19 protein-coding genes and 1 pseudogene are annotated in these 22,734 nt (G+C 69.7%); 10 read left to right on the top strand and 10 right to left on the bottom strand.

Features of this window, described 5'->3' with window-relative positions:
- The coding region (locus C492_RS15750; protein WP_008425407.1) for an alkaline phosphatase family protein at positions 1-475 on the bottom strand (475 nt) is incomplete at its 3' end.
- A 237-nt stretch (positions 476-712) separates the two neighbouring features.
- Here C492_RS15750 and C492_RS15745 point away from each other — a divergent pair.
- Positions 713-1,804, top strand: a complete 1,092-nt coding sequence (locus tag C492_RS15745) for a DegT/DnrJ/EryC1/StrS family aminotransferase (protein ID WP_008425405.1) — start codon at positions 713-715, stop codon at positions 1,802-1,804.
- Between the two features lie 6 nt (positions 1,805-1,810).
- Here C492_RS15745 and C492_RS15740 read toward each other — a convergent pair whose 3' ends face one another.
- Both C492_RS15740 and C492_RS15735 read right to left on the bottom strand, forming a co-directional pair.
- Positions 1,811-3,394 carry an ATP-binding protein gene (locus C492_RS15740; protein ID WP_008425403.1) on the bottom strand — a complete coding sequence of 528 codons (1,584 nt, stop codon included), beginning with the start codon at positions 3,392-3,394 and terminating at the stop codon, positions 1,811-1,813.
- A 150-nt stretch (positions 3,395-3,544) separates the two neighbouring features.
- The gene (locus C492_RS15735) at positions 3,545-5,521 is read right to left on the bottom strand and encodes a DEAD/DEAH box helicase (protein WP_008425401.1); all 1,977 of its coding nucleotides are present in this window, start codon (positions 5,519-5,521) and stop codon (positions 3,545-3,547) included.
- A 97-nt stretch (positions 5,522-5,618) separates the two neighbouring features.
- Here C492_RS15735 and C492_RS24720 point away from each other — a divergent pair, with 97 nt between their 5' ends.
- The gene (locus C492_RS24720) at positions 5,619-5,795 is read left to right on the top strand and encodes a hypothetical protein (RefSeq protein WP_008425399.1); all 177 of its coding nucleotides are present in this window, start codon (positions 5,619-5,621) and stop codon (positions 5,793-5,795) included.
- Here C492_RS24720 and C492_RS15730 read toward each other — a convergent pair.
- Complete coding sequence (locus tag C492_RS15730; protein ID WP_008425397.1) at positions 5,788-6,747, bottom strand: transcription initiation factor IIB; 960 nt, start codon at positions 6,745-6,747, stop codon at positions 5,788-5,790. The two genes, C492_RS24720 and C492_RS15730, sit on opposite strands and share 8 nt — an antisense overlap.
- Positions 6,748-7,464: 717 nt before the next feature.
- Here C492_RS15730 and C492_RS15720 point away from each other — a divergent pair.
- Positions 7,465-8,061 (top strand): DUF7344 domain-containing protein, encoded by a 597-nt coding sequence (locus C492_RS15720; RefSeq protein WP_008425392.1) that lies wholly within the window; start codon positions 7,465-7,467, stop codon positions 8,059-8,061.
- A gap of 263 nt (positions 8,062-8,324) precedes the next feature.
- Here C492_RS15720 and C492_RS15715 read toward each other — a convergent pair whose 3' ends face one another.
- The 3 genes from C492_RS15715 to C492_RS15705 all read right to left on the bottom strand — a co-directional run bounded on the left by C492_RS15715 (position 8,325) and on the right by C492_RS15705 (position 13,543).
- Positions 8,325-10,094 carry a hypothetical protein gene (locus C492_RS15715; protein ID WP_008425391.1) on the bottom strand — a complete coding sequence of 590 codons (1,770 nt, stop codon included), beginning with the start codon at positions 10,092-10,094 and terminating at the stop codon, positions 8,325-8,327.
- A 394-nt stretch (positions 10,095-10,488) separates the two neighbouring features.
- Positions 10,489-11,427: a hypothetical protein gene (locus C492_RS15710; RefSeq protein ID WP_049893132.1), complete on the bottom strand. Its 939-nt coding sequence runs from the start codon at positions 11,425-11,427 to the stop codon at positions 10,489-10,491.
- A 325-nt stretch (positions 11,428-11,752) separates the two neighbouring features.
- Positions 11,753-13,543, bottom strand: coding sequence for a hypothetical protein (locus C492_RS15705; RefSeq protein ID WP_008425387.1), 1,791 nt, complete (start codon positions 13,541-13,543; stop codon positions 11,753-11,755).
- Between the two features lie 354 nt (positions 13,544-13,897).
- Between C492_RS15705 and C492_RS15700 the strand changes: the two genes are divergently transcribed.
- Together C492_RS15700 and C492_RS15695 are read left to right on the top strand one after the other, a co-directional pair.
- Positions 13,898-15,205 carry a hypothetical protein gene (locus C492_RS15700; protein ID WP_008425386.1) on the top strand — a complete coding sequence of 436 codons (1,308 nt, stop codon included), beginning with the start codon at positions 13,898-13,900 and terminating at the stop codon, positions 15,203-15,205.
- Between the two features lie 88 nt (positions 15,206-15,293).
- Positions 15,294-15,719, top strand: coding sequence for a DUF6069 family protein (locus tag C492_RS15695; protein ID WP_008425384.1), 426 nt, complete (start codon positions 15,294-15,296; stop codon positions 15,717-15,719).
- Positions 15,720-15,784: 65 nt separating this feature from the next.
- Here C492_RS15695 and C492_RS15690 read toward each other — a convergent pair whose 3' ends face one another.
- Together C492_RS15690 and C492_RS15685 are read right to left on the bottom strand one after the other, a co-directional pair.
- Positions 15,785-16,177, bottom strand: coding sequence for a hypothetical protein (locus C492_RS15690; protein ID WP_008425382.1), 393 nt, complete (start codon positions 16,175-16,177; stop codon positions 15,785-15,787).
- A 55-nt stretch (positions 16,178-16,232) separates the two neighbouring features.
- A complete protein-coding gene (locus C492_RS15685; RefSeq protein ID WP_008425381.1) occupies positions 16,233-17,822 on the bottom strand; it encodes an alkaline phosphatase family protein in 1,590 nt (529 codons plus the stop codon).
- 259 nt (positions 17,823-18,081) lie between these two features.
- Between C492_RS15685 and C492_RS15680 the strand changes: the two genes are divergently transcribed.
- The 5 genes from C492_RS15680 to C492_RS15660 all read left to right on the top strand — a co-directional run bounded on the left by C492_RS15680 (position 18,082) and on the right by C492_RS15660 (position 22,562).
- Positions 18,082-19,065, top strand: coding sequence for a polysaccharide deacetylase family protein (locus C492_RS15680; RefSeq protein WP_049893131.1), 984 nt, complete (start codon positions 18,082-18,084; stop codon positions 19,063-19,065).
- A 93-nt stretch (positions 19,066-19,158) separates the two neighbouring features.
- On the top strand, positions 19,159-20,262 hold the full coding sequence (locus tag C492_RS15675) for a Gfo/Idh/MocA family protein (protein ID WP_008425379.1): 1,104 nt from the start codon (positions 19,159-19,161) through the stop codon (positions 20,260-20,262).
- Positions 20,259-21,182 carry a DUF362 domain-containing protein gene (locus C492_RS15670; protein ID WP_008425378.1) on the top strand — a complete coding sequence of 308 codons (924 nt, stop codon included), beginning with the start codon at positions 20,259-20,261 and terminating at the stop codon, positions 21,180-21,182. Before C492_RS15675 ends, C492_RS15670 begins: the two co-directional genes overlap by 4 nt.
- On the top strand, positions 21,179-22,147 hold the full coding sequence (locus C492_RS15665; RefSeq protein WP_008425377.1) for an NAD-dependent epimerase/dehydratase family protein: 969 nt from the start codon (positions 21,179-21,181) through the stop codon (positions 22,145-22,147). The genes C492_RS15670 and C492_RS15665 overlap by 4 nt, the downstream gene beginning before the upstream one ends.
- A gap of 73 nt (positions 22,148-22,220) precedes the next feature.
- Positions 22,221-22,562 carry a DUF7344 domain-containing protein gene (locus tag C492_RS15660; protein ID WP_008425376.1) on the top strand — a complete coding sequence of 114 codons (342 nt, stop codon included), beginning with the start codon at positions 22,221-22,223 and terminating at the stop codon, positions 22,560-22,562.
- 10 nt (positions 22,563-22,572) lie between these two features.
- Here C492_RS15660 and C492_RS25420 read toward each other — a convergent pair.
- A pseudogene (locus tag C492_RS25420) lies at positions 22,573-22,734 on the bottom strand (glycosyl transferase); the annotation flags it as partial.

Here is a 22,734-nt window from a genome sequence, read left to right as displayed (position 1 = left end):
AGATTCGGTACTCCCCGCAGGCCTTCTCGACGTCCTCGAGGATCCCCTCGGGGTGGCAGTCGGGCTCTTCGGGCGCGGTCATCCCCGGGATCAAGGCCCCGTCGAACTCCCGTGCGGGGTGGGTGACGGGGAGGTTGACGACGACGCTCGAGCGCCCGTGATCGCTCAACAGCTCCCAGACGGGGCGTTCGCGGACGTGGGTCGCGTTGACGACGGTCCAGTCGTAACCGTCGAAGGAAAGGAAGTCGAAAACGCCGTGCTTGCCGGGATTTTTTCCGGTGTACAGCGACGGCCAGGCGCTTGCCGTCCAGGGCGGAATCTGAGACTCGAGGGGGCCGCTCGTGCCCGCCTCGAACAGCCCGCGCAGCGTCGGCGTCACCCCCGCCTCGAACAGCGGCTCGAGGATCGGCCGACAGCCGGCGTCGAGCCCGATGACGAGTAGCCGGAGACCGTCTCCGTCGTTCGAACTATCCATGGGCGACTGCTGTGCCCGTCCGGGCTTTGTTATGCAACCGCTGGGCGAGCTGTAGGCGGTCGCTGCCGTCGACTTCGCGGCGTCGTCGTCCCCTCGCTGTTCGACTGTAAGCGGCACTTGCAGCCCGAAGCGCCGCCGTACCGCCGATACGGTTATTCCCGTCGCTCCGGTACTCGATTCAGCATGATCGTTCCGCCGACGCCGACCGTCGACCGGTCCGCCAGCGGGGAGTGAACCGTGGGATCGTCGCTGCTCGTTCGGGCGCTCGCACCTCCGCGGTCGGATGGCGTCCTCTCCGCCCTCGAGCGCCGCCACGCCCACCTCACCCGCTACGGGTCCGGGAAGGCCGCCCTTCGGGACGGACTCGCGGCGATCGCCGACGGCTCCGGGTCGGTCCTCCTTCCGGCCTACCTCCCCGACGGCGTCGCCGAACCGCTGTACGAGCTCGGCCTCGAGCCGCGGTACTACCGGGTCCGGCCCGACCTCGGACCCGACCTGGCCGACCTCGAGCGCCGCCTCGACGACGGGACGGTCGCCGCCGTCTCGGTCGACTACTTCGGCTTCCCCCAGCCGCGCCTCGCGGGATTCGCCTCGCTGCTCGCGGACCGCGACTGCTACCACGTCGACGACAACGCCCACGCCCCGCTCAGCGTCGCCGACGGGACGCTGCTCGGGACGCGGGGCGACCTCGGGATCACGAGCCTGCGGAAGCTGCTCGCGGTTCCGGACGGCGCCGTGCTGTACTGCAGCGGCGACGCGGTCCGCGAGCGGTTCGAACCGTCCGCGATCGCCGGCGTCCGCGAGCGCTTCGACGGCTCCGACTGGCTGTTCCTCGCGAAGGCGGTCGCGACCGGCGCGCTCGAGTCGAACGCCCGGTTGCGTCGCTCGGCCGAGACGCTGCTGGCGAGCCGACGCGACGGCTCCGCCCCGCCCAGCGCGTCGGCCCGCTACGAGGCCGGCAAGCGTCCGATGTCGAAACTCTCGGTCCGGCTCCTCGAGGCGGCCGACCCGGACGCGATCCGAGCCGAGCGGCGGACCCGCTACCGCGAGTGGCTCCGGTTCCTCTCGGCGCGCGAGGGGCTCCAGCTCCTTCGGCCGGAGCTTTCGGCGGGGATCTGTCCCCAGGCGGTACCCGTCCGAACCTCGGCGCCGGAGCGATTGCTCGACGACCTCGAGGCTGCGGGGGTCGCCGGCGCGCACACCTGGCCGCGCCTCGCCGGCCCCGTCCGCGCCGACCCGGCCTACGCGACCGCGAGACGGCTGGCCGAGGAAGTCGTCGTCGTCCCGATCCGCCGACGGCCCGACGCCGCCGGGCTCGAGGCCCGATAGCTCCGTTCAGCGCCGGTCGGACGGCTCCGGCGTCGTCGGTCGAACGCCCTCTGCGAGCCCGTAGGCGCCGTCCGCGGTACGCTCGAGCACGGACCGCGTTCGAAGCTCCGAGACGAGACTCTGGACGGCGATGGTCGAGCGATCGACCCGCGTCGCCAGCGTCTCGGTCGCGAGCGGCCCCTCGCGAGCCAGCGTCTCGAGGACCCGCTCACCGGTCTCGAGCGAGCACAGCGAGCCGTCGCAGGCGCGCTCGAGGGAGTCGGCGACCGAGCCGTCCTCAAGGAGCCCGCCGGCGTCGAGCCCCCGGTCGCTGGGGATCGAGTCGGGCTCGTCGTCCTCGGCGTAGCTGAACTCCCGACCCTCGGCGTCCTCGAGTTCGGCGACGCGCTCGCGGAGCCGCCGGACTTCCTCGCGTAGCCGATCCCGCTCGTCGGTCCTGTCGGCGACCCGTTCGGTCAGCTCCTCGATGCGCTCCTCGCGGTCCTCGAGATCGGCCTCGAGCTCGGTGACCTCCTGGTGGAGCCGACGGCGCTCCTCGTCGTTTCCGGGCAGCTGGGTCTGGGCCGTCCCGACCCCGGCGACGGCGTCGGCCAGCTGCTGGGCCGCCGTCGAGATATCGCGGGCCGACTCGAGTTCGTCCTCGAGGGTCCCGATTCGCTGCTCGCGGTTCTCGAGTTCGGCCTCGAGTTCGTCGATCCGGTCGGCTTCCCGCCGTTCACGCTCGGAGATCTCCTGAAGATCTCCGACGAGCGTATCGGAGACCGACTTGAGGTCGGGCCGTTCGAACTCCTCGAGGCCGGGGGTCGCGCCGGCGTCGAAGGTCCGCTTGCGCCGGAACTGGACCTTCCGGACGTCGGTCTCGGTCCAGTCGGTCTGGACGAACGCCTGGCCGTCGTCGAGGTCGGACACCCGCTGTGCGTACTCGGTGTCGATGATCCGTCCGACGACCTTCGTGTCGTTGTCCCAGGTCAGGCGGTGCCAGACCAGCCAGTTGGCCTGCGTGATGAAGTCCTTCTTGACGTCCGCGGGGCGCTGGCTGATCCCCAGAATGCCGAGCCCGTGCTTGCGCCCGCGCTTGCCGATCTTGATCAGCAGGTTCCCCGTCTCGCCGACGCCCCCGCCCTCGGGGATGTACTCGTGGACCTCCTCGACGACGAGCAGGAAGGGCTTCTTGAGTTTCTTCTCCTTGACGAACAGCTGGCGGGCGACCTCGCGCAACAGCTCGTCGGCCGCGTCCTCCTGGAGATAGCCCGAGACGTCTAAGATGATCGGGACGTTCTCCTCCAGAGCGAGGGTCGCCATCTGCTCGGCGTGTTCGGGACCGATCTGGACGTCGCACTCCTCGTCGGCGCCGGCGTGGAGCATCTCGTACTCCTCTTTCAGCCCGTAGTACTCGCCGTCGGTGTCGACGATCAGCAGGGGAAAGCCCGCCTCGAGCAGCTCCTCGGCGATCACCGAGGCGGTGTTCGACTTCCCCGAGCCCGACTTCCCGGTCGCGAACCCGCGACCCGTCAGCAGCTCGATCACCGGCAGCGTCAGCTCCGTGCCGTCGGCGGTCTCGCCGACGAGGACCTCCCGCTGGTCGCTCACCGACCGACCACCCGCGGACGCGACTCGCTCATTGTCTCTCTGTTCGAATGCGAGACCTTGAATACTTTCTTCACGTCAGCGCTATCGGTTCGGTCGCGGACGCCTCGAGGCGCCCGCACTTGGGGATGAAGCCGGGCGAGGACGGGCGGACTACTCCTCGGTCCCCGCCGCGTCGACGGTCTGCTCGCGGACCGTGATCCCCTTCCGACCCAGGTGCTGGAGCTGTCGGCGGGCGAACTCCTCCTCGCGGGTACCGCGGGTGGCCAGCACGTAGACGAGCGCCCCGCCTGCGGGTCGCATCGTCCGCCCGGCCCGCTGGGTACCCTGGCGGCGCGACCCCCCGAGCCCGGAGGCGACGATCGCCATGTCCGCGGTCGGAAGGTCGATCCCCTCGTCGCCGACCCGGGAGATCACCAGCAGGTCGCGTTCGTCCCGGCGGAACTCCTCGAGCAGGCGTCGGCGCTCGCGGTGGGGCGTCTCCCCGCTGAGGAAGGGGACGTCCAGCGCGTCGGCGATCGCCCGGCCCTGCGCTAAGTAGTCGACGAAGACGAGCGACTTCGCGCCCGGGTGGGCCGACAGCAAGTAGCGCACTTCGTCGATCTTTCCGCGGTTCTGGGCGGCGATGCGGTACTTTTCCCGTCCTTCGGCGGAGCCGTAGGCGTTGCCCTGCTCCTCGTCGCCCCACGGGACGTAGCGAATCTCGAGTTCGGGCTCGGCGACGAACCCGGCGTCGAACAGCGCCTCCCAATCGGTGCCGATCGGCGGGCCGACCAGCGTGAAGATCTCCTTCTGGCGATCGTCCTCTCGGATCGGGCTCGCCGACAGTCCGAGGCGGTGACGGGACTGGAGGTGCGTGCTCCGCCGGTAGATATCCGAGGGGACGTGCTGGCACTCGTCGAACACGACGAGCCCCCACTCGCGGTCGTCGAACAGCGAGCGGTGGCGATCCATCCCCGCGATCTGGTAGGTGGCGATCGTCACCGGGCGGACGTTCTTCTGCCCGCCGTGGTACTGGCCGATCTGGTGGGGCTCGAGCGAGGTGTACTCCGCGATCGTCTCGGCCCACTGGCGGGCGAGGTCACGGCTCGGCACGAGCACGAGCGTTTCGCCGCCGACGTGGGCCATCGCGCCCGTCGCCGCGACGGTTTTGCCGCTGCCCGGCGGACCGACGAAGACGCCCTCGCCGGCCTCGGCGAAGCGATCGACCCACTCGCGCTGGTACTCGCGCAGCGAGACCGCCAGTTCGATCTCGAGGGCCTCGCCCGACTCGAGGTCGCGGTGGTCCTGAACCGGGTAGCCCGCCTCGTAGAGGATCCGTTTGATCGCGGCCTCGGAGCCCTCGCGGACCCAGTCCTCGGTCTCCGAGATGGGGGCGTGGACGTGCTCCTCGTCTAACTTCTGACGGGCGACGTTGCCCATGATCTCCGGCGTCTGGGCCTCGAGCACCGTATAGCCGTCCTCGTGGGTCGCCAGCCGGAACTGGTGGGCCCGATCCCACTGGCTGTGGACCCACTCCTCCAGGTCCTCGTTGCGCTGGCCCAGCGCCTGGCGCATCGTCCGCGCGAGCCCCTCGAAGGAGTCGTGCGGGGTCCCCCAGACGTCCTCGGGTCGCACGACGTAGCGGTACCCCTGCTCGCCGTTGGCGTCCGCGAGGTGGGCGAACTGCGAGAGCTGGGCGCGAGTGAACTGGTCGGGCCGATCGACGACGATCTCGTGGCGCTTCGGGAAGACGACGACGCGCTCGCGGTCGGTGAGGTCCTCGAGCTCGCGGGGGTACCAGACGACGGGGTCCGTCGACACCGACAGGCGCTCGAGGTCGCCCCGGTCGGCGAGGGCCTCGAGGCGCTCGCTGGCGTCCTCGTGGGGGATCTCGAGGGCGCGGGCGACCGCGGCCGCGGTCAACACCGGGGAGCCCTCCCGCTGGGCGGCGTCGTGGAACTCGGCGATCGTCGGCTCCTCGCCGTCGGCGGCCGTCCCGGAGGATCCCGGTTCCGAACCGGTCGTCGACGGATCGGTCGGCGCTTCGTCGGCCCCTCGGTCGGGGGCGTCCTCACGTTCGTCGGTCGGGTCGGTCGGCGCCTCGGGCTCGGTGCGATCGTCGGCGTCGCTCGAGGGGTCGTCGGTCACTGGCGAGGCTAGCGGGAGTGCGGATAAACCGGTTGCGTTCGGCGCGGCCGGAATCGCCCCCACAGTATATGCGGATCGACACCGTAACACACTCCGCATGCTCCGTGCGATCCTTCCCGAGGGACAGGTCGTCTGCGAACGGTACGACCGAACCGACGACGGTCTCGAGCTGTACAACGCCGACGACGAGTTCGTCGCGTTCGTCCCCTACGACAACCTCCACGCGCTGCTGGACGACGACGTCTACAGCGAGAACGAGCGGTCGATCATGTAGCCGGCTGCTGGTCGATCGCCTCGAGTTGCTCTCGATACCTGTTTCTGACGGTGACGACGGTCGTCTGTGCCGTGTCGGCGACGGCCCGCTGGGGAATCGTCTCCTCGCAGAGCAACCCGGCGGCGTAGATGGCCGCGGCCGCAAAGCCCGTCGGCGACTTCCCGGAGTGAAGCCCCTGGGTGGTCGTCTCGTCGATGATCTCGATCGCCTTCGACTCGACGTTCTTGTCGACGTCGAGCTCCGAACAGAATCGCGGAACGAACTGTCGAGGGTTGGTCGGCTCCAGGTTGATGTCGAGTTCGTCGGCGATGTAGCGGTAGGTGCGACCGATCTCGCGCTGGTCGACGCGGGAGACGCCGGTCACCTCCTCGAGGCTGCGCGGGATTCCCTCCTTCCGGCAGGCGGTGTAGAGGGCGCTCGTCGCGACGCCCTCGATCGACCGACCCCGGATGAGGTCCTGGTCGAGCGCCTGGCGGTAGATGACGCTGGCCGTCTCCTTGACGGGTTTGGGGACGCCGAGGGCGCTGACCATTCGATCGATCTCCGAGAGCGCGTACTTGAGGTTGCGCTCGCCGGCGTTTTTCGTCCGGATGCGTTCCTGCCAGACCCGGAGCCGGTGGAGCTGGCCGTGTTTGTCCGCCGACATCGAGTGGCCGTTGGCGTCGCGGTTGCGCCAGTCGATCGTCGTCGTCAGTCCGCGATCGTGCATCGACTGGGTCAGCGGCGCGCCGACCCGCGAGAGCTCGTCGTGCTCCTGGGCGTTGAACGCCCGCCACTCCGGCCCGTAGTCGATCGGATCCTCGGTCAACACGAGTCCGCACTCCTCGCAGACCCGTTCGCCGCGGTCCGGATCGTGAACGATCGTCTCGGTTTCACAGTCGGGACACAGCCCAGCCTCTCGGCCTCGCGACTCCGATTCGGCTCTGGTGTGCTCGATGATGGACCGCGTCATCAGTATCGGGAGAAGCGGTCCGGTCATTGTAAGGGGGTCACATGGTTTCGCGAGAAACCGGGACTTACTGATTCGCCCGCCGGAACCGCCGCGCGACCGATCGCTCGCTCCGTCGATCGGCGCGCGAAACGGCGGCGTCACAGCGGCCTACCCCCTCGAGATCGCCCGATCGGACGAGATCGGTCGGCGGCGCCGTCCGGACCGACGGCCGCCGCGTCGGCGCCGAACCGATTCTATCGTTCCGGCGGGGACACAAGGTAATCCGGCGTTCACCGCGTAACCCCCGTTTGCGGGTTCGAACCGTCGGCCGACTTTATAGCCTTGCAACCGAAAGCCCCACTCCAGTGTCCCGTTACCGATCCGCCTCACCCCGTCGCGGACGCACCCGCCCTCGGTGTACGTGGTCACTACACGTTGCCAATCGATCGATACCGCGGTCGCTCGGGCGCCCGGACCGTCCCGTCCGCCGTCGGTTTTCCGCCGGCCGCGGCGACCGATCGAACGCCGGTTCGCGGGGCCTTTGCAGACGGTGCGAAACGTGGTTGTGCTTAAGAGAATCACTGTTGGCGTACAACCTGGTGTGTCAATCGTGATCGCAACGTCCCCCTCGGATCGACAGCGGCTGCTGTCGGCGCGACAGCCCGACCGTCCCGACGAGCACCGGTTCCGCGCGAAACGGACGGGAGCCGGACTGACTGGTGGTGGAGGCACCCCATAATGTCCTCGATCGACAGCTCGCTTCCCGACGAGATCGCGTCGGTTACCGACGCCGACGACGACGGCCGACTCTCGAAGGACGTCATCTTCGAACTGCTGAAAAACCGGCGCCGACGCGAAGTTCTCACCTACCTTCTCGAGGCCGACGAGACCGTCACGCTCGGCGAACTCGCCGAACAGATCGCCGCCTGGGAGAACAATACCGACGTCAACGCCCTGAGCTCCGACCAGCGAAAGCGGGTGTACGTCGCGCTTTACCAGACGCACCTGCCGAAGATGGACGACGCGGGGATCGTCGAGTACGACCAGGATCGGGGGCTCATCACGCTGGCCGACAACGCCGACCTGCTCATGATGTATCTCGATACCGACACCCACCAGCAGGACCGCTGGGATCGGTGGTACGCCGCGTTGAGCGTCCTGGGGATCGTCGTCGTCGCGGCCGCGACGGTCGGGGTTCCGCCGCTGGCCGCCGTCCCGACGCTGGCGCTCTCCGGAGCGGTCGTCGGCGCGTTCTCCCTGCTGACGGTCGCCCACGTCGTCACGAACCGTCAGGAGGAGCGGACCGTCAACGGCAAACTCTCCCGGATCGAGTGAGAGCGGCTCGCGGCGATCACGGCGCTCGGCGACCCGGCCGCGCCGCCTCCGTGATCCGAACGCGAGCGCCTCGAGCGACGGCGTCCGCTCGAGAAGGGCTTTTGGGGACCGATCCCGTACCGACACCCGGCTCCCGAATCCGCTCCGGTATCGGAACAGTTCGCGTGCCAGCTGCTGTTCCGGGCACGGGAGCCGCTCTCACGTTCTCGAGCGGCGGCGCCGCCCGGGCGGAGTCGGCCGCGCACACCGCTTCGGGAGCGGCTCTACTGGTCGCGAGCGTTGTACTGCACGTCGACGTCGGCGTCGCCGACGAGCTGGAACGCCGTGATCTCGCCCTCGAACCAGTAGGCGTCGATCCAGTCGGCGACGCTGCCCCGAACGGTCGCGCCCTCGAGGACGTCGTCGTCGTCGACCGAAGCGTTTCGGTACTCCGATTTGACGAGCGCGCCGTCGACGGTAAAGGAGTAGGAGCTCGGCCCGTCGGCCTCGGTACCGTCGATCACCAGCGCGTGGGGGAGCAACTCGCTGTCGCCGTACTCGTCGGGATCGATCTCCCCGCCGTCGACGAGGACTCGCGCCTCGCCCTCGGTGAACGTGACGTCGGTCAGCGTGCCGGAGTAGCGAAACGTCTGGCTGCCGTCGGTGACGGAGTCTTGTACGGTCGCGCCCGCGGTCGAGGGCGCGTCGGCTTCCTCGTCCGCCGCGATCGTGCCGTCGACCGTGATCTCGTAGCTGGCGGGCTCGCCCGTTCCCTCGACCTCGAGAACGTGGGGGAGCGCCGGACCGTACTCGTCGGGATCGATCTCCTCGCCGTCGAGGACCACCGCGGCCGGCCCGTCGACGGTGACGGTCTCGAGGTCGCCGTCGAACTGAAACGCGTCCGTCCAGTTCCCGACGACGCCGTGGACGGTGCCGTCGTCGGGGGCCTCGTCGGCCGCGGCGTCGTCCTCGCCCGCGGGGACGACCTCGCCATCGACGACGAACTCGTAGCGGGTCGCGCTCGAGTCCTCGCCCTCGAAGCCGATGGTGTGCGACGCGTCGGATCCCTCGTCGGCGGAGTCGGACGAGCGTCTTGATCCCCGCGTTCCCCCTCCGGATGCGGCCTCCTCGGCCGACGTGGGGACTCCCTCGGGAACCGAGAGGTCGGGATCGCCGCCGACGTCGGCGGTTCGCACCTGTCCCTGCGTGCCGCCGCTGTAGGCGCCCGACTCGAACTCGATCGTGCCGCCCTGGTGGGTGAGCAACGCGGCGGCGTAGGGGCCGGCCGCGAACTGCGAGTTCTCGATCGTCACCGGACCCGGCGACCAGGCCCAGACGGGACGGCCGTGCTGTTCGGTGTAGCCGCCCCAGCTCCCGTTCTCGGTGGAGTAATCGGTGTCGTCGTTGTACGCGACGCAGTCGACGATGGCGTCGTCGGCGCTCGCACACCGGAACGTCGACACGCCGTTGTTCTTGCCGTAGCAGGACTCGAAGCGGACGCTGCCGCCGCTTGCCGTGTTCGAACAGTAGAAGCCGTTGTTCGGCCACCCCTGGACGTTGCAGTTCCGGAAGGTCACGTTAGCGTTACTGCTTTTGTGCAGGAAGACCGCGCCGGGACCGTGGACGAACCCGGCGCCGCTCTTGTTGGCCCCGTCGCCGAGGTAGAGGTTCTCGACGAGCACGTCCCCGGAGGGTGCGTTGATCGTGATCGCGAAGTCCCCGCCGCGGTAGAGTCCGGAGAACCCGACGTTTCGAATCGTGGCGCCGGCGCCGGTGACGTTCAGCAGGATTCCGTTCCCGCTCGAGACGTCGATCAGCGCGTTCTCGAAGGTCTCCCCCTCGCCGATCTGAATCGTCTGTCCGCTGGCCTCGATGACCTCGTACTCCTCGTCCGCGCTCGCGACGCCGGCGAAGGCGGCCGCGGCGGTCGTCGTTCCGGCCAGTCGGAGGTACGTTCGTCGATCCAGTAATCCGGTATTACCGCCCGTTTCCGACGGCTCGTCGCCGTCACTGCCGAACCGCTCCGCGTCCGATACCGAAGGTTCGCGTGCCATTGCACCCGAGTAATTCCACACTACCCGTATAAATTTTCCCCTCTAGTTCGTCTAAAATTAACAGACACTCAATTGTCGGTGCCGATTAGTCACGTATACTTTTCATTTTATGCCACGGAATATTATATACGCAAAATTCCGACGGCTCTCGGGTAATCGGTCGTTACCGGCGCGTGACCGTCGATCGCGCCGACGATCGGTCGGAATAAGAAACGGTTATCGCCGGTATCGCGACTCGGACTCGAGCGTCGAGACGGCGAGAACAACGGCCCGTGGCGGAGGGAAGGCGGCGATCGGGCCGCGGTGAAGGGCGGGTGGAAGGCTGCGTCAGCGGGTGGAAGGCTGCGTCAGCGGGTCGAGTCGCGCCGATTCCTCTCTCGGCGCGAGAGTGGCGTTACTTGCGGGCGGCTTCCTCGGCGCTGGTCGGAACGCCGTCGGGCATGAACGCCTCGGGGTCGGTCCCGACGTCGTCCTCGAGCTGGACCGTCGAGCCGGCGTGCTCGGCAACTCCGGCCTTCTCGTCGTAGTCGGTGTCGCTGACGACGACCTCGGTTCCGTTCCCGTTCGCGCCGGCGTCGATCGCCGTGTTCGTGCCGTTCATCTCGATCTGGCAGCCGTCGACCTCGATGGTTCCGGGCGACCACGCCCAGATCCCGCGGCCGTCGTGTCCCCCGTCGTCGACGAGGACGCTCGAGTTCGTGATCCGGCTGCCCTCAGTCGCGACGCGGTAGTGGGACACGTAACAGTTCGCCGCGAAGCAGCCGTCGATGTGGACGGTGCCGCCGCCGCCGGTACCGGGCGCGGAGGCGTAGATCGCGTTGTCCGTGAACCCCTGGATGTTGAGGTTCGCGAAGTCGAGGTGGCCCGAGTGTTCGGGGTTGACCCAGAAGGCGGTCTGTCCGTGACCGTTCGCGGCCTGGTTTCCCTCGGCGGCGCCGTCGCCGAGGTAGACGTTCTCGACGGTGCTCGTGTCGCCGCCGGTGTCGGCGACGCCGAAGGTGGCGGAGCCGGTTCCGGAGGCGTTCTCGCCGTGGAACCCGACGTTTCGGATCGTCCAGCCGGTTCCCTCGGCGGTGACGATGATGTCGCCGCCGGTGGTCATGTCGATCAGCTTGTTCTCCCAGGTCTCGCCGTCGCTGATCGTAACGGTCTGGCCGTCGGCTTCGATAACCTCGTACTCCTCGTCGGCAGCGGCGGTGCCCGTCGCACCGACCGAGACCGCTGCCGTGGCGACCGCCGCGAGCGACTGCACGTAGTTTCGACGGGTTAAGGACCGGTTACTTCCGGTATTCGTCGATTCACTCGCATCGGTCGTACGGGGATTCTGCGCCATACAGTTTCGTAACCTGGCCTTACGAGACATAAACCTTTCCTTGCTATCTTGGGTTAAATTTACAGATTATATTGCTAGCTACGCAGATACGGTCAGAATCTATGGCGAATTCGTTACAAACTTACGAAAGTCTCCGAGAACTGTCGGTCCGGCGAGGACGACAGTCCGCGCCAGAGTCGTCGCGATAACGGGTCGTTTCCGGGGACGGCGCCGATCCGCACTGCTCGAGTAATCACCTCGTTCCGAACGAAACGCGACGCCGACGCCGTTCGGTCGACCGCTAATCATGGATTATCGTGATAGAATCGCCCGTCGGATCGCTCCGCTACTCCTCGCCCGAGACGTCGTACATTCGGAAGTCGTCGTTCGAGACGACCCGGTCCGCGGACGGGTCGGACTCGAGCCCGCGGTAGTCGGCCTCGTCGTAGCGAATCCCCCGGTAGACGTCGAACTCGCGGGTCTCGTCGAAGGCGGTAACGGCGAGGTAGTGATCGGCGCCGCCGTACGCGCCCGCGTAGTCCCCCGCGTTGAACGCGTCGGCGTCGACCTCGCCGCTCGCGGCGGTTCCGCCCGTCAGCGAGTCCTCGCCCTCGAGCCCGTTGATCCCGTGATCGAACCGGTACGGGTCGTAGCCGACGCCCGCGTAGGGCCTGTCCTCGACGCCGCGGTCCATCCCCGTCTCGTAGCCGTTGAACGTCGCCTCGGAGACGTGTTGTCCCGGGCTGTAGATGATCGGCGAGGCGTAGACGGTCATGAGCCCGAGGACGAGACAGGCGCCGAGGACCGCCGCCGCGAGGGCGGTCGCGGCCGAGCGCGGGACGAGCCGCGAGCAGCCGCCGACGCCGTGTGCGATCGCGACGCCCGCGAGAATCGTGAGCAGAACGTAGATGAATCCCATCTGCCGGAACGCCATGTTCGGGGTGCCGAGGAAGTACAGGAGGAACATCGCGCCCAGCGGGACCAGGGCGGCGGCGAAGTAGGTCACGAGCGAGCGCCCCTCCTCGTCCAGGCTCGTCCGGCCGATGACGGCCAGCAGGACGAAGAGGCCGACGACGAGCCCGATCACCGCGGCGTCGAGGAACATCGTGACGAACAGCTCCGAGAGGCTCCCGCCGATCTCGGTGAGCGAACTCCCCTGCTGGTCGATCTCCCCGCCCGCGCCGACGTCCGCGGCGAAGATCCCCGCGACGAACCCCTCGGCGGCCTCGCGGAACCGCCGGTTGGTCGCGGCCCAGACGACGAAGATCGCCCCGAGCACGACCGTCTGGGTGTACACCGTCGGCTGCTCGAGCAGCGGGTGGTCGGCGTACCGTCGGCGCACGAGGTACTGCACCCCGCTCACCGCAGCCACGAAGACGACGGCATTGACCATCTGCTGGGGGTGGACCAGCAGGAGCGCGATCCCCGAGAGGTAGACGAGGACGCTGAAGGGCGACAGGCCGAGCGGGAGCCGTTCGACCGTCGCGCGTCGGCGGAGGTACGCGACGACGGCGAAGACGACGACGGGGACGAGAAACAGTGCGTTCGAATTCGTGTGAACGCCCATGTGGGTCGCGACGTTGTTGATCGGCAGCACCATCCAGGAGACGACCGCCGCGGCGCCGACCGCGAGGGCGCTCCCGCTCAGATCGCGCACGACGAGGGGAACGAACGCCAGGAACGGGACGAACACGACGACGAGAGCGAACAGTAGCCCGCGTTCGACCGACACCCCACCGAGGAGGTGGAAGATCGAGCCCAGCGAGTGGATCGCCGGGTAGAACAGCTCGTGGGCCGCCATCTCGCCCTCGACGATGTCCCGGGTCCAGCCCAGGTGCGAGAGCGCGTCGCCCATCCCGTAGAAGTGATAGCCCCGGATCACCGGCAGGCTCACGATGGCGGTCACCGCCGTCGCCCCGAGGCCGACGCCGATCGCCTGTCGGCGACCCCGACAGGCCAGCGACGTCGCGACCGCGATCGCCAGCGCGAGCGCGAACGCGGGCCAGACCGCCGTCGGCGTCCCCGCGTAGACCGACGCCTCGTAGGTCGTCGCGGGCGACGCGCGGGCGAGCCCGATCCCGGCCGCCAGCGCGAGGAAGCCGGCCGCGAACAGCCAGTCGAGCGTCGCTCGGCTCATGGGTCGACGCTCCGGCTCCGCCGCGGTGCTGTCTCGGTGCGCATAGCCTGGCGCGAGCGTCGTCGACGCTCGGGTTTGTTATAGGCAACTTACGTCGACTCCGGTGTCGACACCGCTCGAGTCGGTTTCGGGTCGATCGGCGAGACCGACGCGTCGGCCCCCCGACGGGGCGACCGCGGCGGGGGTCGCCGCTGGGGGGACCGCCGCGGCGACGGGGCTCGCTTCGGCGCGAGTACGCCGTCCCTGTCGACGCGCTGGCGCGGGCTACGGACCCGTTTCTCGAGCCGCGGGGAATCGACGGCGGCGATTGTTTTTGTGCGTCCCCGGCGACCCTCGAGGGAGACCACAGACGCCATGAGCGCCATCATCATCGACCGACCGACCGCAGACGGCACCGTCCTCGAGTGCGAGGCCCGCGCCACGGCCGACCTCGAGCGGTTCCTGACCGGCGAGCCGTTCCGAACCGAGTACGACGTTTCGATCGAGGGCGTCCCCGAGGGCGTGCTGGCGATTCCCGTCCTCGCACAGGTCTGTCCCGTCGCCTGGGCCAACGGCGCCGACGTCTACGTCGAGGCGGTCGACGCGACGTTCGCCCGCGGGCTCGAGGACGTCGAGGCGGCCCTCTGTGGAATGTACGACTTCCTGGAGGGCGGGACCCTCTACGCCCGCCGGACGATCGACCCCGAACCCGAAGCGGGCGGCGAGAGCGGGCTGCTCTTTACGGGCGGCGTCGACTCGACGTGCTCGTACGTCCGCCACCGCGAGGAGTCGCCGACGCTGATCAGCGTCCGCGGGTGGACGATCACGCCCGACCCGGCCGACGACGGGAAGTGGCGCCAGCTCACGGATCGCGTCTCGGCCTTTGCCGCGGAACGGGACCTCGAGACCGCCTTTCTCGAGTCGAACATGCTCTCCTTTCTCGACCATCCCATGCTGTTGGCCCACTACAAGCGCCACGTCGACGGCGCCTGGTACAGCTCCGTCGGCCACGGGCTCGGCCTGCTCGGGCTCTGCGCCCCGATGGCCTACGCCCGGGGGATCGAGGACCTCTACGTCGCCGCCACCCACTGGGAGGGGATCGACCTCGAGTGGGGCTCCAGGCCCGACGTCGACGACAACGTCCGGTGGGCCGGCACCCGGTGTCACCACGACGGCTACGAGCTCACCCGCCAGGAGCGACTCGACGCCATCGCCGACTACGTCCGCACCGACGCGCCAGCCCTCGAACTACAGACCTGCAACGTCCGCATGGACGGCAACTGCGGGCGCTGCGAGAAGTGTTACCGGACCGCCGTCGGGCTGCGCCTGTCGGGACTCGAGCCGACCGAGCACGGCTACCCCTTCTCCGACCCCGAGTACGCCCGGATCCGGGCCGCCCTCGAGGGCGGGGAGTGGGAACTCGGCCAGGACGAACGCTACATGTGGGCGGACATCCGCGAGCGCGCCCGCGAGGTCGAGCCCGCGTCGGCGAGCGAGCGGGCCTTCTTCGAGTGGCTCGAGGCCGCCGATCTCGACGAGCTCGTCTCGGAGTCGGGACCGCCGCTGTCCCACCGCCTGCTCCGCGCGGGCGCGAGAAACGCGCCCAGCGGCGTCTACAACAGACTCTACCCCGCCTGGACGGCTGCCAGGTCGGGACTGCGTCTGGTCCGCTCGAACCGGTGAGTCCCGCGGAAAGCGCCGGTTCGAGCGAGTAACGCGTCGAGCGACGACGTGGCCAAGCTACTTGGCAACCGGCGTGGACCGTCCGAACATGGCATCCGAATCCAGTCGCGCCGAGACCGGGACGACGGCGCGGACCGCCGGGCGCCTCGTCCGAGCGGGCGCCGTCGCGCTCGCGCTGTCGCTCGCGGTGAACTGGGCCGTCACGTTCGGCGCGATCGCCGCCGGCGTCGCCCCGGCGCTGGACGCGATGAGTTACGAGCCGGTAACGTTCCTGACGACCGTCGGCGTCGTCGGCGCGACGCTGACCTACGGCGCGCTCGCTCGCGTCGCGCGGAACCCGGACCGCGCGTTCGCCGCCGTGGCCGCGGTCGTCCTCCTGCTGTCGCTGATCCCCGATTTCACGGTCGTGCCGAGCCAGCCCGGGGGAAGCCTGCTGGCCGGAGCCGTCCTCGGGGTGATGCACGTCACGACGGCCGCCATCTGCGTCTGGGCGCTCACCGACGTCGGCCGCTGACGGTCCGGCGACTCGAGTCAGCGATCGACGGACGACGCGGGCGCCTCGGCGCTCGTCCTCGAGGCCTACCGACCGTCGTCCGGCTCGTCGATGTCGACGTTGATCGGCTCGACGCCCTCGCTCCCGCCGCGGTCGGTGGCGCCCGTGTCGCCGCCCCCGCCGACCGGGATCTTCGTCCGGAGGTCGGCGGCGAACGACTGGACCTGATCCACGAGCGTGCTCACCTCCTCCTCGAACTCCTCGACGGACCGCTCGACGTAGTGGACCCGCTGGGCGGGGATCCGCCGAACGATGTCGTGGCCCTCCTCGTCCTCGTCGGTCTTGACGATCCAGTGGTCCTGGAAGTACGCGACGTGCTCGTTCGGCACCGTCTTCCTGGCGGTGCCCTCGTCGGGTTCGTCGTAAACGATCGTCGCCTCGCCGATGTCGCGCTCGAGTTCGAGATCCTCGTCGACCATACGGAACAGTGCGGGTCGACGGAGGGTAGTCGCTGTGCTTGCGAGTCGCGGGCCGTCACTCCATGTAGCCCAGTCCCTTCAGCCGATCCTCGACGTCGGAGAAGTCCTCCTCGACCTCCCCGCCGTCGCCGCCGGACACCGCGGTTCGCTCGACTTTCGTCCGCGAGGGCGCCGCGCGCTCGTCGAAGGCGTCGAAGAGCACGCGGCCGTCGGTGTTCTCGGGGATCGGTTCGCCGATTCCGTGCAGCAGCGTCGGCGCGACGTCGACGACGCGGGCGCTTCGCAGCGTCGCTCCGGGGTCGATCGACGGCCCTCGACAGAGCACGATCCCCTCGCTGCGGTGGCTGGCGGCGTAGGTTCCGGTCTCGCCGAAGGTCTCGTCGGTGATTGCGTTTCGCGAGTCGTAGCCGTCCCGGCCGTTGACGACCAGGTCCGGCGATCGATCGTCGGTCGGGAACAGCTCGTCGCCGTCGAAGACCTCGAGCACCCGGTCGCCGTCGCCGTCGGTGACCGACTCGAAGACGTCGACGAGCTCGGCCTTGATCGTCGGAACGTCGCCCGGGTCGACGACGCCGTGGTCGAACCGCTCGGCGTCGTTGATGTAGCAGTTGCCCGCGCCGTGGACGAACGCCACGGTCCGCTCGTAGTCGACGTCGTAGAGGGCGTGGTCGCCGGGGATCTGCTCGGCGACCGAGTCGACGAGCCGGCGGGGAAGCGTCGAGACGAGGACCTCCTCGGAGATGCCGACCCGCTCGAGCGTGTTCGTGATGGTGTCCCGGGAGATCCCCAGGCTCGCGAGCGCGCCCCGGGTCCCCTCGTTCTCCTGGCGGAAGAGATAGCCCTCGCGCTCGAGGACCCGGTTGACGTAGACGAGCGTCTCGATCGGCCCGAACCCGTGGTCGGAGACGACGTAGAGGTCGGCGCCGCGGGCGTCGGCGTACTCGATGACCTCCCCGAGGATCTCGTCGAGTCGCTTGTAGTGTTCGAGCAGCGGGTCCATCTCCCAGACGAGGTGCTGGAACCGGTCGGGCGCGGTGTAGACGAAGAAAAACAGCTGCCAGTCGTCGCCGGCCTCCTCCATCTGGAGGCGCATCAGCTCGCGGCGTTTCGAGAGCATGTCGTCGACGGCGGCGGGAAACTCCTCGAGGCGGTCGGCGTACTCGGGGTAGTCGAGGCTGATCCGATACTCCGGGATCCGCTCCTCGAGTTTCGACTGCAACTCGGGCGGATGGGTGAACTCCCGTTCGGTCGAGGGAGTCATCATCCCGGTCACCATCGTTCCGTCGACCTCGCTCGCGGGGTAGGTCATCGGGACGTTGCCGACGTGGGCCGGCGAGAGCAGATCCCAGAGGGCGGGCTGGCGGCGGTCGCGGCTCGTGTACATCCGCTGGGTGTACTCCTCGGAGAGGCGCTGGAAGCCGTAGATGCCGTGTTTATCCGGCCAGACGCCGGTGGCGATCGACGGCCACGCCAGCGGCGTCGTCGGCGGGCGGGTGCTCTCGAGAACCCCGGAGGCGCCCTCCTCGCGCATCCGGGCGAAGTTCGGGAGCTCGCCGGCCTCGCTCCAGCGGTCGATCAGTCGCCACGGTACGCCGTCGAGTCCGAGGACGAAGGCTCGCTCGGACGTGGTGGAAGATCCGCTCATGATTGGGTATCAAGACGTCGGAAACGTCTGCTGTGGTGCAGGTGCGTCGACGACCGCTTTGTTATAGATCCGCTTCAACCGATTCGGGGCCGACTCGGAGCGCGTTGCCCGCCCCTACCGGCGCTCGAGGCGGGCGTCCCGGGGTCGTAAGCTCTCGATACCGAGAGCGACCCGCCGCCGCCGGCGTCGGAACGGCGTCTATAACAAAACGACGGAATCGCTATCGGCCCGTCATGGACACGCAACGGTGGTGGACGCTGTGGGAAGCGTGGTGATCTCGCTCGACGCCGAGCTGGGGTGGGGGTTTCACGACCTCGAGCCCCTGCCGACCGCCCGGGTCGAGGCCGGGCGGCGCGGCTGGGAGACGATGCTCGAGCTCTGCGAGGAGTACGAGGTGCCGGCGACGTGGGCCGTGGTCGGCCACCTCATGCTCGAGTCCTGCGACGGGGTCCACGCCGACCACCCGGCGCCCGAGGGCTGGTTCGACCGCGAGCGCGGGGCGTGGCGCGACCGCGAGGACCTGCGGTACTGTCCGGAGCTCGTCCGCGCGATCCTCGAGTCCGACGTCGACCACGAACTCGCCAGCCACTCGTTTTCCCACGCGCTGTTCGGTCGCCCCGAGACCGACCGCGAGTTCGCCGCGGCCGAACTCGAGCGCAGCGTCGAGCTGGCCGGGGAGTGGGGGCAGACCGTCGACTCCTTTATCTACCCGCGAAACGACGTCGGCCACCGCGACGTCCTCGCCGAGTACGGCGTCGGCGCCTACCGCGGGCGGTCGCCGACCCCGGACGGGATCCGCGGCCTCCTCGATTCGACGGTGCGGGCCCGATCGATGCTCGTCGAGCCGAGGGTCGACGAGCACGGGCTGGTGAACGTCCCGGCGTCGCTGTTCCTGTTCGGGTTCGAGGGCCCCGCGCGGACGGTCGCCGAGTCCGTCTGGAACGATCCGATGGTCGTGCTCGCCCGCCGCGGGATCGACGACGCCGCCGACGGCGACGGCGTCTTCCACATGTGGCTCCACCCGAACAACCTCACCCTCGAGCGCGACGACGAGCGGATGCGGACGATCCTCTCTTATCTCGCCCGCCGCCGCGCCGAAACCGACCTCACCGTCGAGACGATGGTCGACGCCGCCCGCCGAGTCGCCGTCCTCGAGGGCGTCGACGGGACCGCAACCGGCGTCGACGGACGGGCGACGGCGAACCCCCACCGGCGCGTCGCCGAGCTCGGCGACGGGGATTAAGACCGGTATTCGCGCGGAAGGGGCGATCTACAGCCCGTTCTCGAGAGATACGACGACGATAACAAAGCCCGCCGACGCCCCCTTCTCGAGCGAATGCTCTCACAGTTTCGCAGCCGAGCGGGCGACTCGCGGACGCTCTCGGTCGGCGTCCTCGGGGTCGGGAATATCGGCACGGTGCACCTGAAATCCGCGCTCGCGATGCCCGACGTGACGGTCGTCGCGGCCGCGGACGCGGTCCCGGCAAACCGCGACCGGGCCGAGCGCGCGGGCGTCGAGCGGACCTACGACGACTACGCGACGCTGCTGGCGAACGAGGAGCTCGACGCCGCCGTCGTCGCGCTCCCGCCGTTTCTCCACGCCGAAGCGGTCGAGCGAGCCGCCGAGCACGGCGTCGACGTCTTCGTCGAGAAACCCCTGGCGCGCTCGACGGAGGAGGCCGACCGGATGCTCGAGACCGCGGCGCGGGCCGGGATCGCCGTCGGCGTCGACCACACGCTTCGCTACCAGCCCGACGTGGTCGGCGTCAAGTCGGCCTACGAGGACGGCGACGTCGGCCACGTCCCCTACGCCTCGATCACCCGGCTCAACGACGGCCCGCTCGGGCGCCCGCCCGCGGAGACGGCGCCGCCGTCCTGGCCGCTTGACCCCGACGCGGCCGGCGGGGGCACCCTGCTCGAGCTCGGGGTGCACTGCTTCGACGTCCTCGAGTGGCTGTTCGGCGAGCTCGAGGTCCGCGCCGCCGCGACGGGTCGGACCCTCGATATCGACGTCGAGGACGCCGCGACGGTCCTCCTGCGTGCGCCCGAGGCGGGGACGACGATCACGCTGCACTGCGGTTCCTACCAGTGGGAGGAGCTTCCGGAGGTGAACACGCGACTGCGCCTCGAGGGGATCGCGGGGACGATCACCAACCGGGACCACCTCCCGGAGAACTTCTACGCGGGAGCGGCCCGGGCCGCCCTCGAGAACGTCGCCAGTCGCGTCGGCGTCGCCGACCGAACGGTGTTCGGCCCGACGTTCTACCTGCAGGCTCACTACGACGCGCTGGCGGACTTCCTCGAGGCCGTCCGGACCGGCGAGGAGCCGCCCGTCAGCGGCCGCGATGGGCAGCGCTCGCTCGCGCTGGCAGAGCGGGCCTACGACCTGGCCGCCGAGACCGCGACCGACGAGGTCGAGCTTCCGGAGGTGCGCCCGTGAGCGCCGTTCGCCTGGCTGCGGCCGACGGCGACGACCGCGGCGGCTGGCGGCCCGACCTCGAGGACCGGACGGCGCGCCTCGAGTCCGCCGTCGGGGCCGTCCTCGACGCCCGCCGCTCCCGGCTGGCGGGCGCCGAACGGGTCGCGATCGCTCCCGACGCACACTACCCGTTCCACCCGTCGACGGGCGTCGTGACCGATCCCGCGGTCGTCGGCGCGATCGCCGCGTGGCTCGACCGCGAACTCGACGTCGACCTCGCCGTCGTCGGACGCAGCGACGACCGCATCGCGTTCGATCGGACGGCCTCGTACCTCGAGTACGATCGGCTGGCCGACCGCTTCGACGCCGCCCTGATCGACCTCGCGGACGTCCCGAAGCGAAACGAGTACCGGGCCGCCGGGGGGCGGTCGGTCGCGCTCACGGTGCCGGAGCCGCTGCTCGACTCGCGCGTGATCGCCGCGCCGACGCTGCGCCCGACCGCCGGGGGCGAGGTCGCCGGGGCCGCGCGGACGCTCGCCCGGCTCGTGCGCTCGACCGCGGCGCCGGCGCGGGTCGCGGTCGCGGCGACGCGGGCGATCGACCCCGACCTCGCCGTCCTGGACGGGACGGTCGCCTACGGGGACGGTCCCGTCGCGGCGAACGCGGCGCTGTCGGGCTCTGTCCCGGCCGTCGACGCCGTCGCCGCGTCGCTGTTCGGCCGCGCCGTCGACGACGACGCGGTCTGCTCGGCGCTGCTGCCCGAGTCGGCCCGCCCGGTCGACGTCGAGAACCCCGACGGGATCGACCTCGACGCGCTCGAGGAGCGACTGTCGGGCGGGCGGCTGCCGCCCGCCGGGGACACGCACCCGGTCGTCTCGAACGCCTACCGCCTCTACGCGGCGGCCAGCGGCGACGCCGTCCCGCCCCAGCTCGAGCGATGACCGGGGACACCGCCGCGGTCACCGGCGCGACGGGGTTTCTGGGGACCCACCTCTGCGAGTCCCTCCGATCGGAGGGATGGGAGGTCCGCGGACTCAGCCGTCCCGGTTCGGACCGGGGCGGCCGCGAGGACCTCGAGTGGTACGTCGGCGACCTCTTCGATCGGGACGTCCTCGAGTCGCTGGTCGACGGCGCCGACGCCGTCTTCCACCTCGCGGGCGCCAGCCTCTGGAGCGCCGATCCCGGGACCGTCCACCGCGTCAACCGGGACGGGACCGCGACCCTGCTCGAGGCCTGCGCGGCGACCGACGCCGGACGCGTGGTGTTTACGAGCACCTCGGGAACCCGGCGACCGAACGGGGGCGACCCCGTCGCCGACGAGACCGACGTCGCCGAGCCGATCGGCGCCTACCAGGCCTCGAAGGCCCGCGCCGAGGCGCTAGTCGATCGCTACGCCGAGCGGACGGGCGACGCGGTGACGGTCCACCCGACCTCGATCTTCGGCCCCGGCGACCGGAACTTCACGGCCCAGCTGCTCGCGATGGGGCTCGAGCCGACGATGCCGGCCTACCTCCCCGGGGGACTCAGCGTCGTCGGCGTCGACGACGTCGTCGCGGGGATCGTCGCCGCCCACGAGCGCGGCGAGCGCGGCGAGCACTACATCCTCGGCGGCGAGAACCTCACCTACGACCGGGCCGTCTCGCGGATCGCCGACGCCCTCGGGGGCACCCCGGCGCGGCTCCCCGTCTCGGCGGCCGCGATCCGCGCGGCGGGGCCCGTCGCCGAACTCGTCGACGCGACCACCGGGCGGCGCGTCTTCCCCTTCGATCGGCGGATGGCCCGCCTCGCGACCCGGCGGCTGTTCTACACCTCGCGGAAGGCCCACGAGGAGCTGGGGTACACCTACCGCCCGCTCGAGGCCCACCTCCCGGAGGCGGCCGCCTGGTACCGGGACGAGGTCCGGTAGGGCCGAGCGCCGTCTGCCGCGCCCCGGGCGCTCGTCCCGTTAGTTCTATATCGTGTCAGATTGTGCCACACGTATGGTCGCCAGTTCCTGCTATCCCGAGACGGGGCCGACGATAGACCGGATTCTCGACACACTGAGTGATAGTCACCGTCGGGAGATACTCTACTACTTCGAGACCGTCGCCGACGGGCCGACCGCGACGGTCGAGGAGGTCGTCGGTCGCCTCGAGGAGCGGGTTCCGGACCGGGATCGGAGGGAGCTGACGACCGCGATCCACCACCACCACCTGCCGAAGCTGGAGTCGCGAGGGTGGCTGGAGTTCGATGAGCGAAGCGGAACCGTCCGCTACGAGGGCCACCAGTCGGCCCCGGCGCTGCTCGAGGAACTCGCCGCCGCCTTCGCGACGGAGCGGTGACGCCCCGGCTCTACCGCGAGGCGACGGCCGCGCGCTCGCGCCCGGCGACTCGCCGCCCGGCCGCCCGCTCGTAGACCGAAAGCATCCTGTCGGCGGTCCGCTCGATGCTGACCTCGCGGGCCGCCTCCCGTCCGTTCGAGCGCTCGCCGCGCTCGAGGATGACGACCAGCCA

Origin of the sequence: Natronococcus jeotgali DSM 18795, assembly GCF_000337695.1 — an archaeon.
Lineage (GTDB): Archaea > Halobacteriota > Halobacteria > Halobacteriales > Natrialbaceae > Natronococcus > Natronococcus jeotgali.
This window is presented reverse-complemented; position numbering and strand designations above follow the sequence as displayed.

What these genes read in the sequence shown, in the direction of transcription:
- C492_RS24720 (WP_008425399.1), top strand. Translation starts at nt 5,619, where the DNA reads ATGCTCCGTGCGATCCTTCCCGAGGGACAGGTCGTCTGCGAACGGTAC.
- C492_RS15730 (WP_008425397.1), bottom strand. Translation starts at nt 6,747, where the DNA reads ATGACGCGGTCCATCATCGAGCACACCAGAGCCGAATCGGAGTCGCGA.
- C492_RS15720 (WP_008425392.1), top strand. Translation starts at nt 7,465, where the DNA reads ATGTCCTCGATCGACAGCTCGCTTCCCGACGAGATCGCGTCGGTTACC.
- C492_RS15715 (WP_008425391.1), bottom strand. Translation starts at nt 10,094, where the DNA reads ATGGCACGCGAACCTTCGGTATCGGACGCGGAGCGGTTCGGCAGTGAC.
- C492_RS15710 (WP_049893132.1), bottom strand. Translation starts at nt 11,427, where the DNA reads ATGGCGCAGAATCCCCGTACGACCGATGCGAGTGAATCGACGAATACC.
- C492_RS15705 (WP_008425387.1), bottom strand. Translation starts at nt 13,543, where the DNA reads ATGAGCCGAGCGACGCTCGACTGGCTGTTCGCGGCCGGCTTCCTCGCG.
- C492_RS15700 (WP_008425386.1), top strand. Translation starts at nt 13,898, where the DNA reads ATGAGCGCCATCATCATCGACCGACCGACCGCAGACGGCACCGTCCTC.
- C492_RS15695 (WP_008425384.1), top strand. Translation starts at nt 15,294, where the DNA reads ATGGCATCCGAATCCAGTCGCGCCGAGACCGGGACGACGGCGCGGACC.
- C492_RS15690 (WP_008425382.1), bottom strand. Translation starts at nt 16,177, where the DNA reads ATGGTCGACGAGGATCTCGAACTCGAGCGCGACATCGGCGAGGCGACG.
- C492_RS15685 (WP_008425381.1), bottom strand. Translation starts at nt 17,822, where the DNA reads ATGAGCGGATCTTCCACCACGTCCGAGCGAGCCTTCGTCCTCGGACTC.
- C492_RS15675 (WP_008425379.1), top strand. Translation starts at nt 19,159, where the DNA reads ATGCTCTCACAGTTTCGCAGCCGAGCGGGCGACTCGCGGACGCTCTCG.
- C492_RS15665 (WP_008425377.1), top strand. Translation starts at nt 21,179, where the DNA reads ATGACCGGGGACACCGCCGCGGTCACCGGCGCGACGGGGTTTCTGGGG.
- C492_RS15660 (WP_008425376.1), top strand. Translation starts at nt 22,221, where the DNA reads ATGGTCGCCAGTTCCTGCTATCCCGAGACGGGGCCGACGATAGACCGG.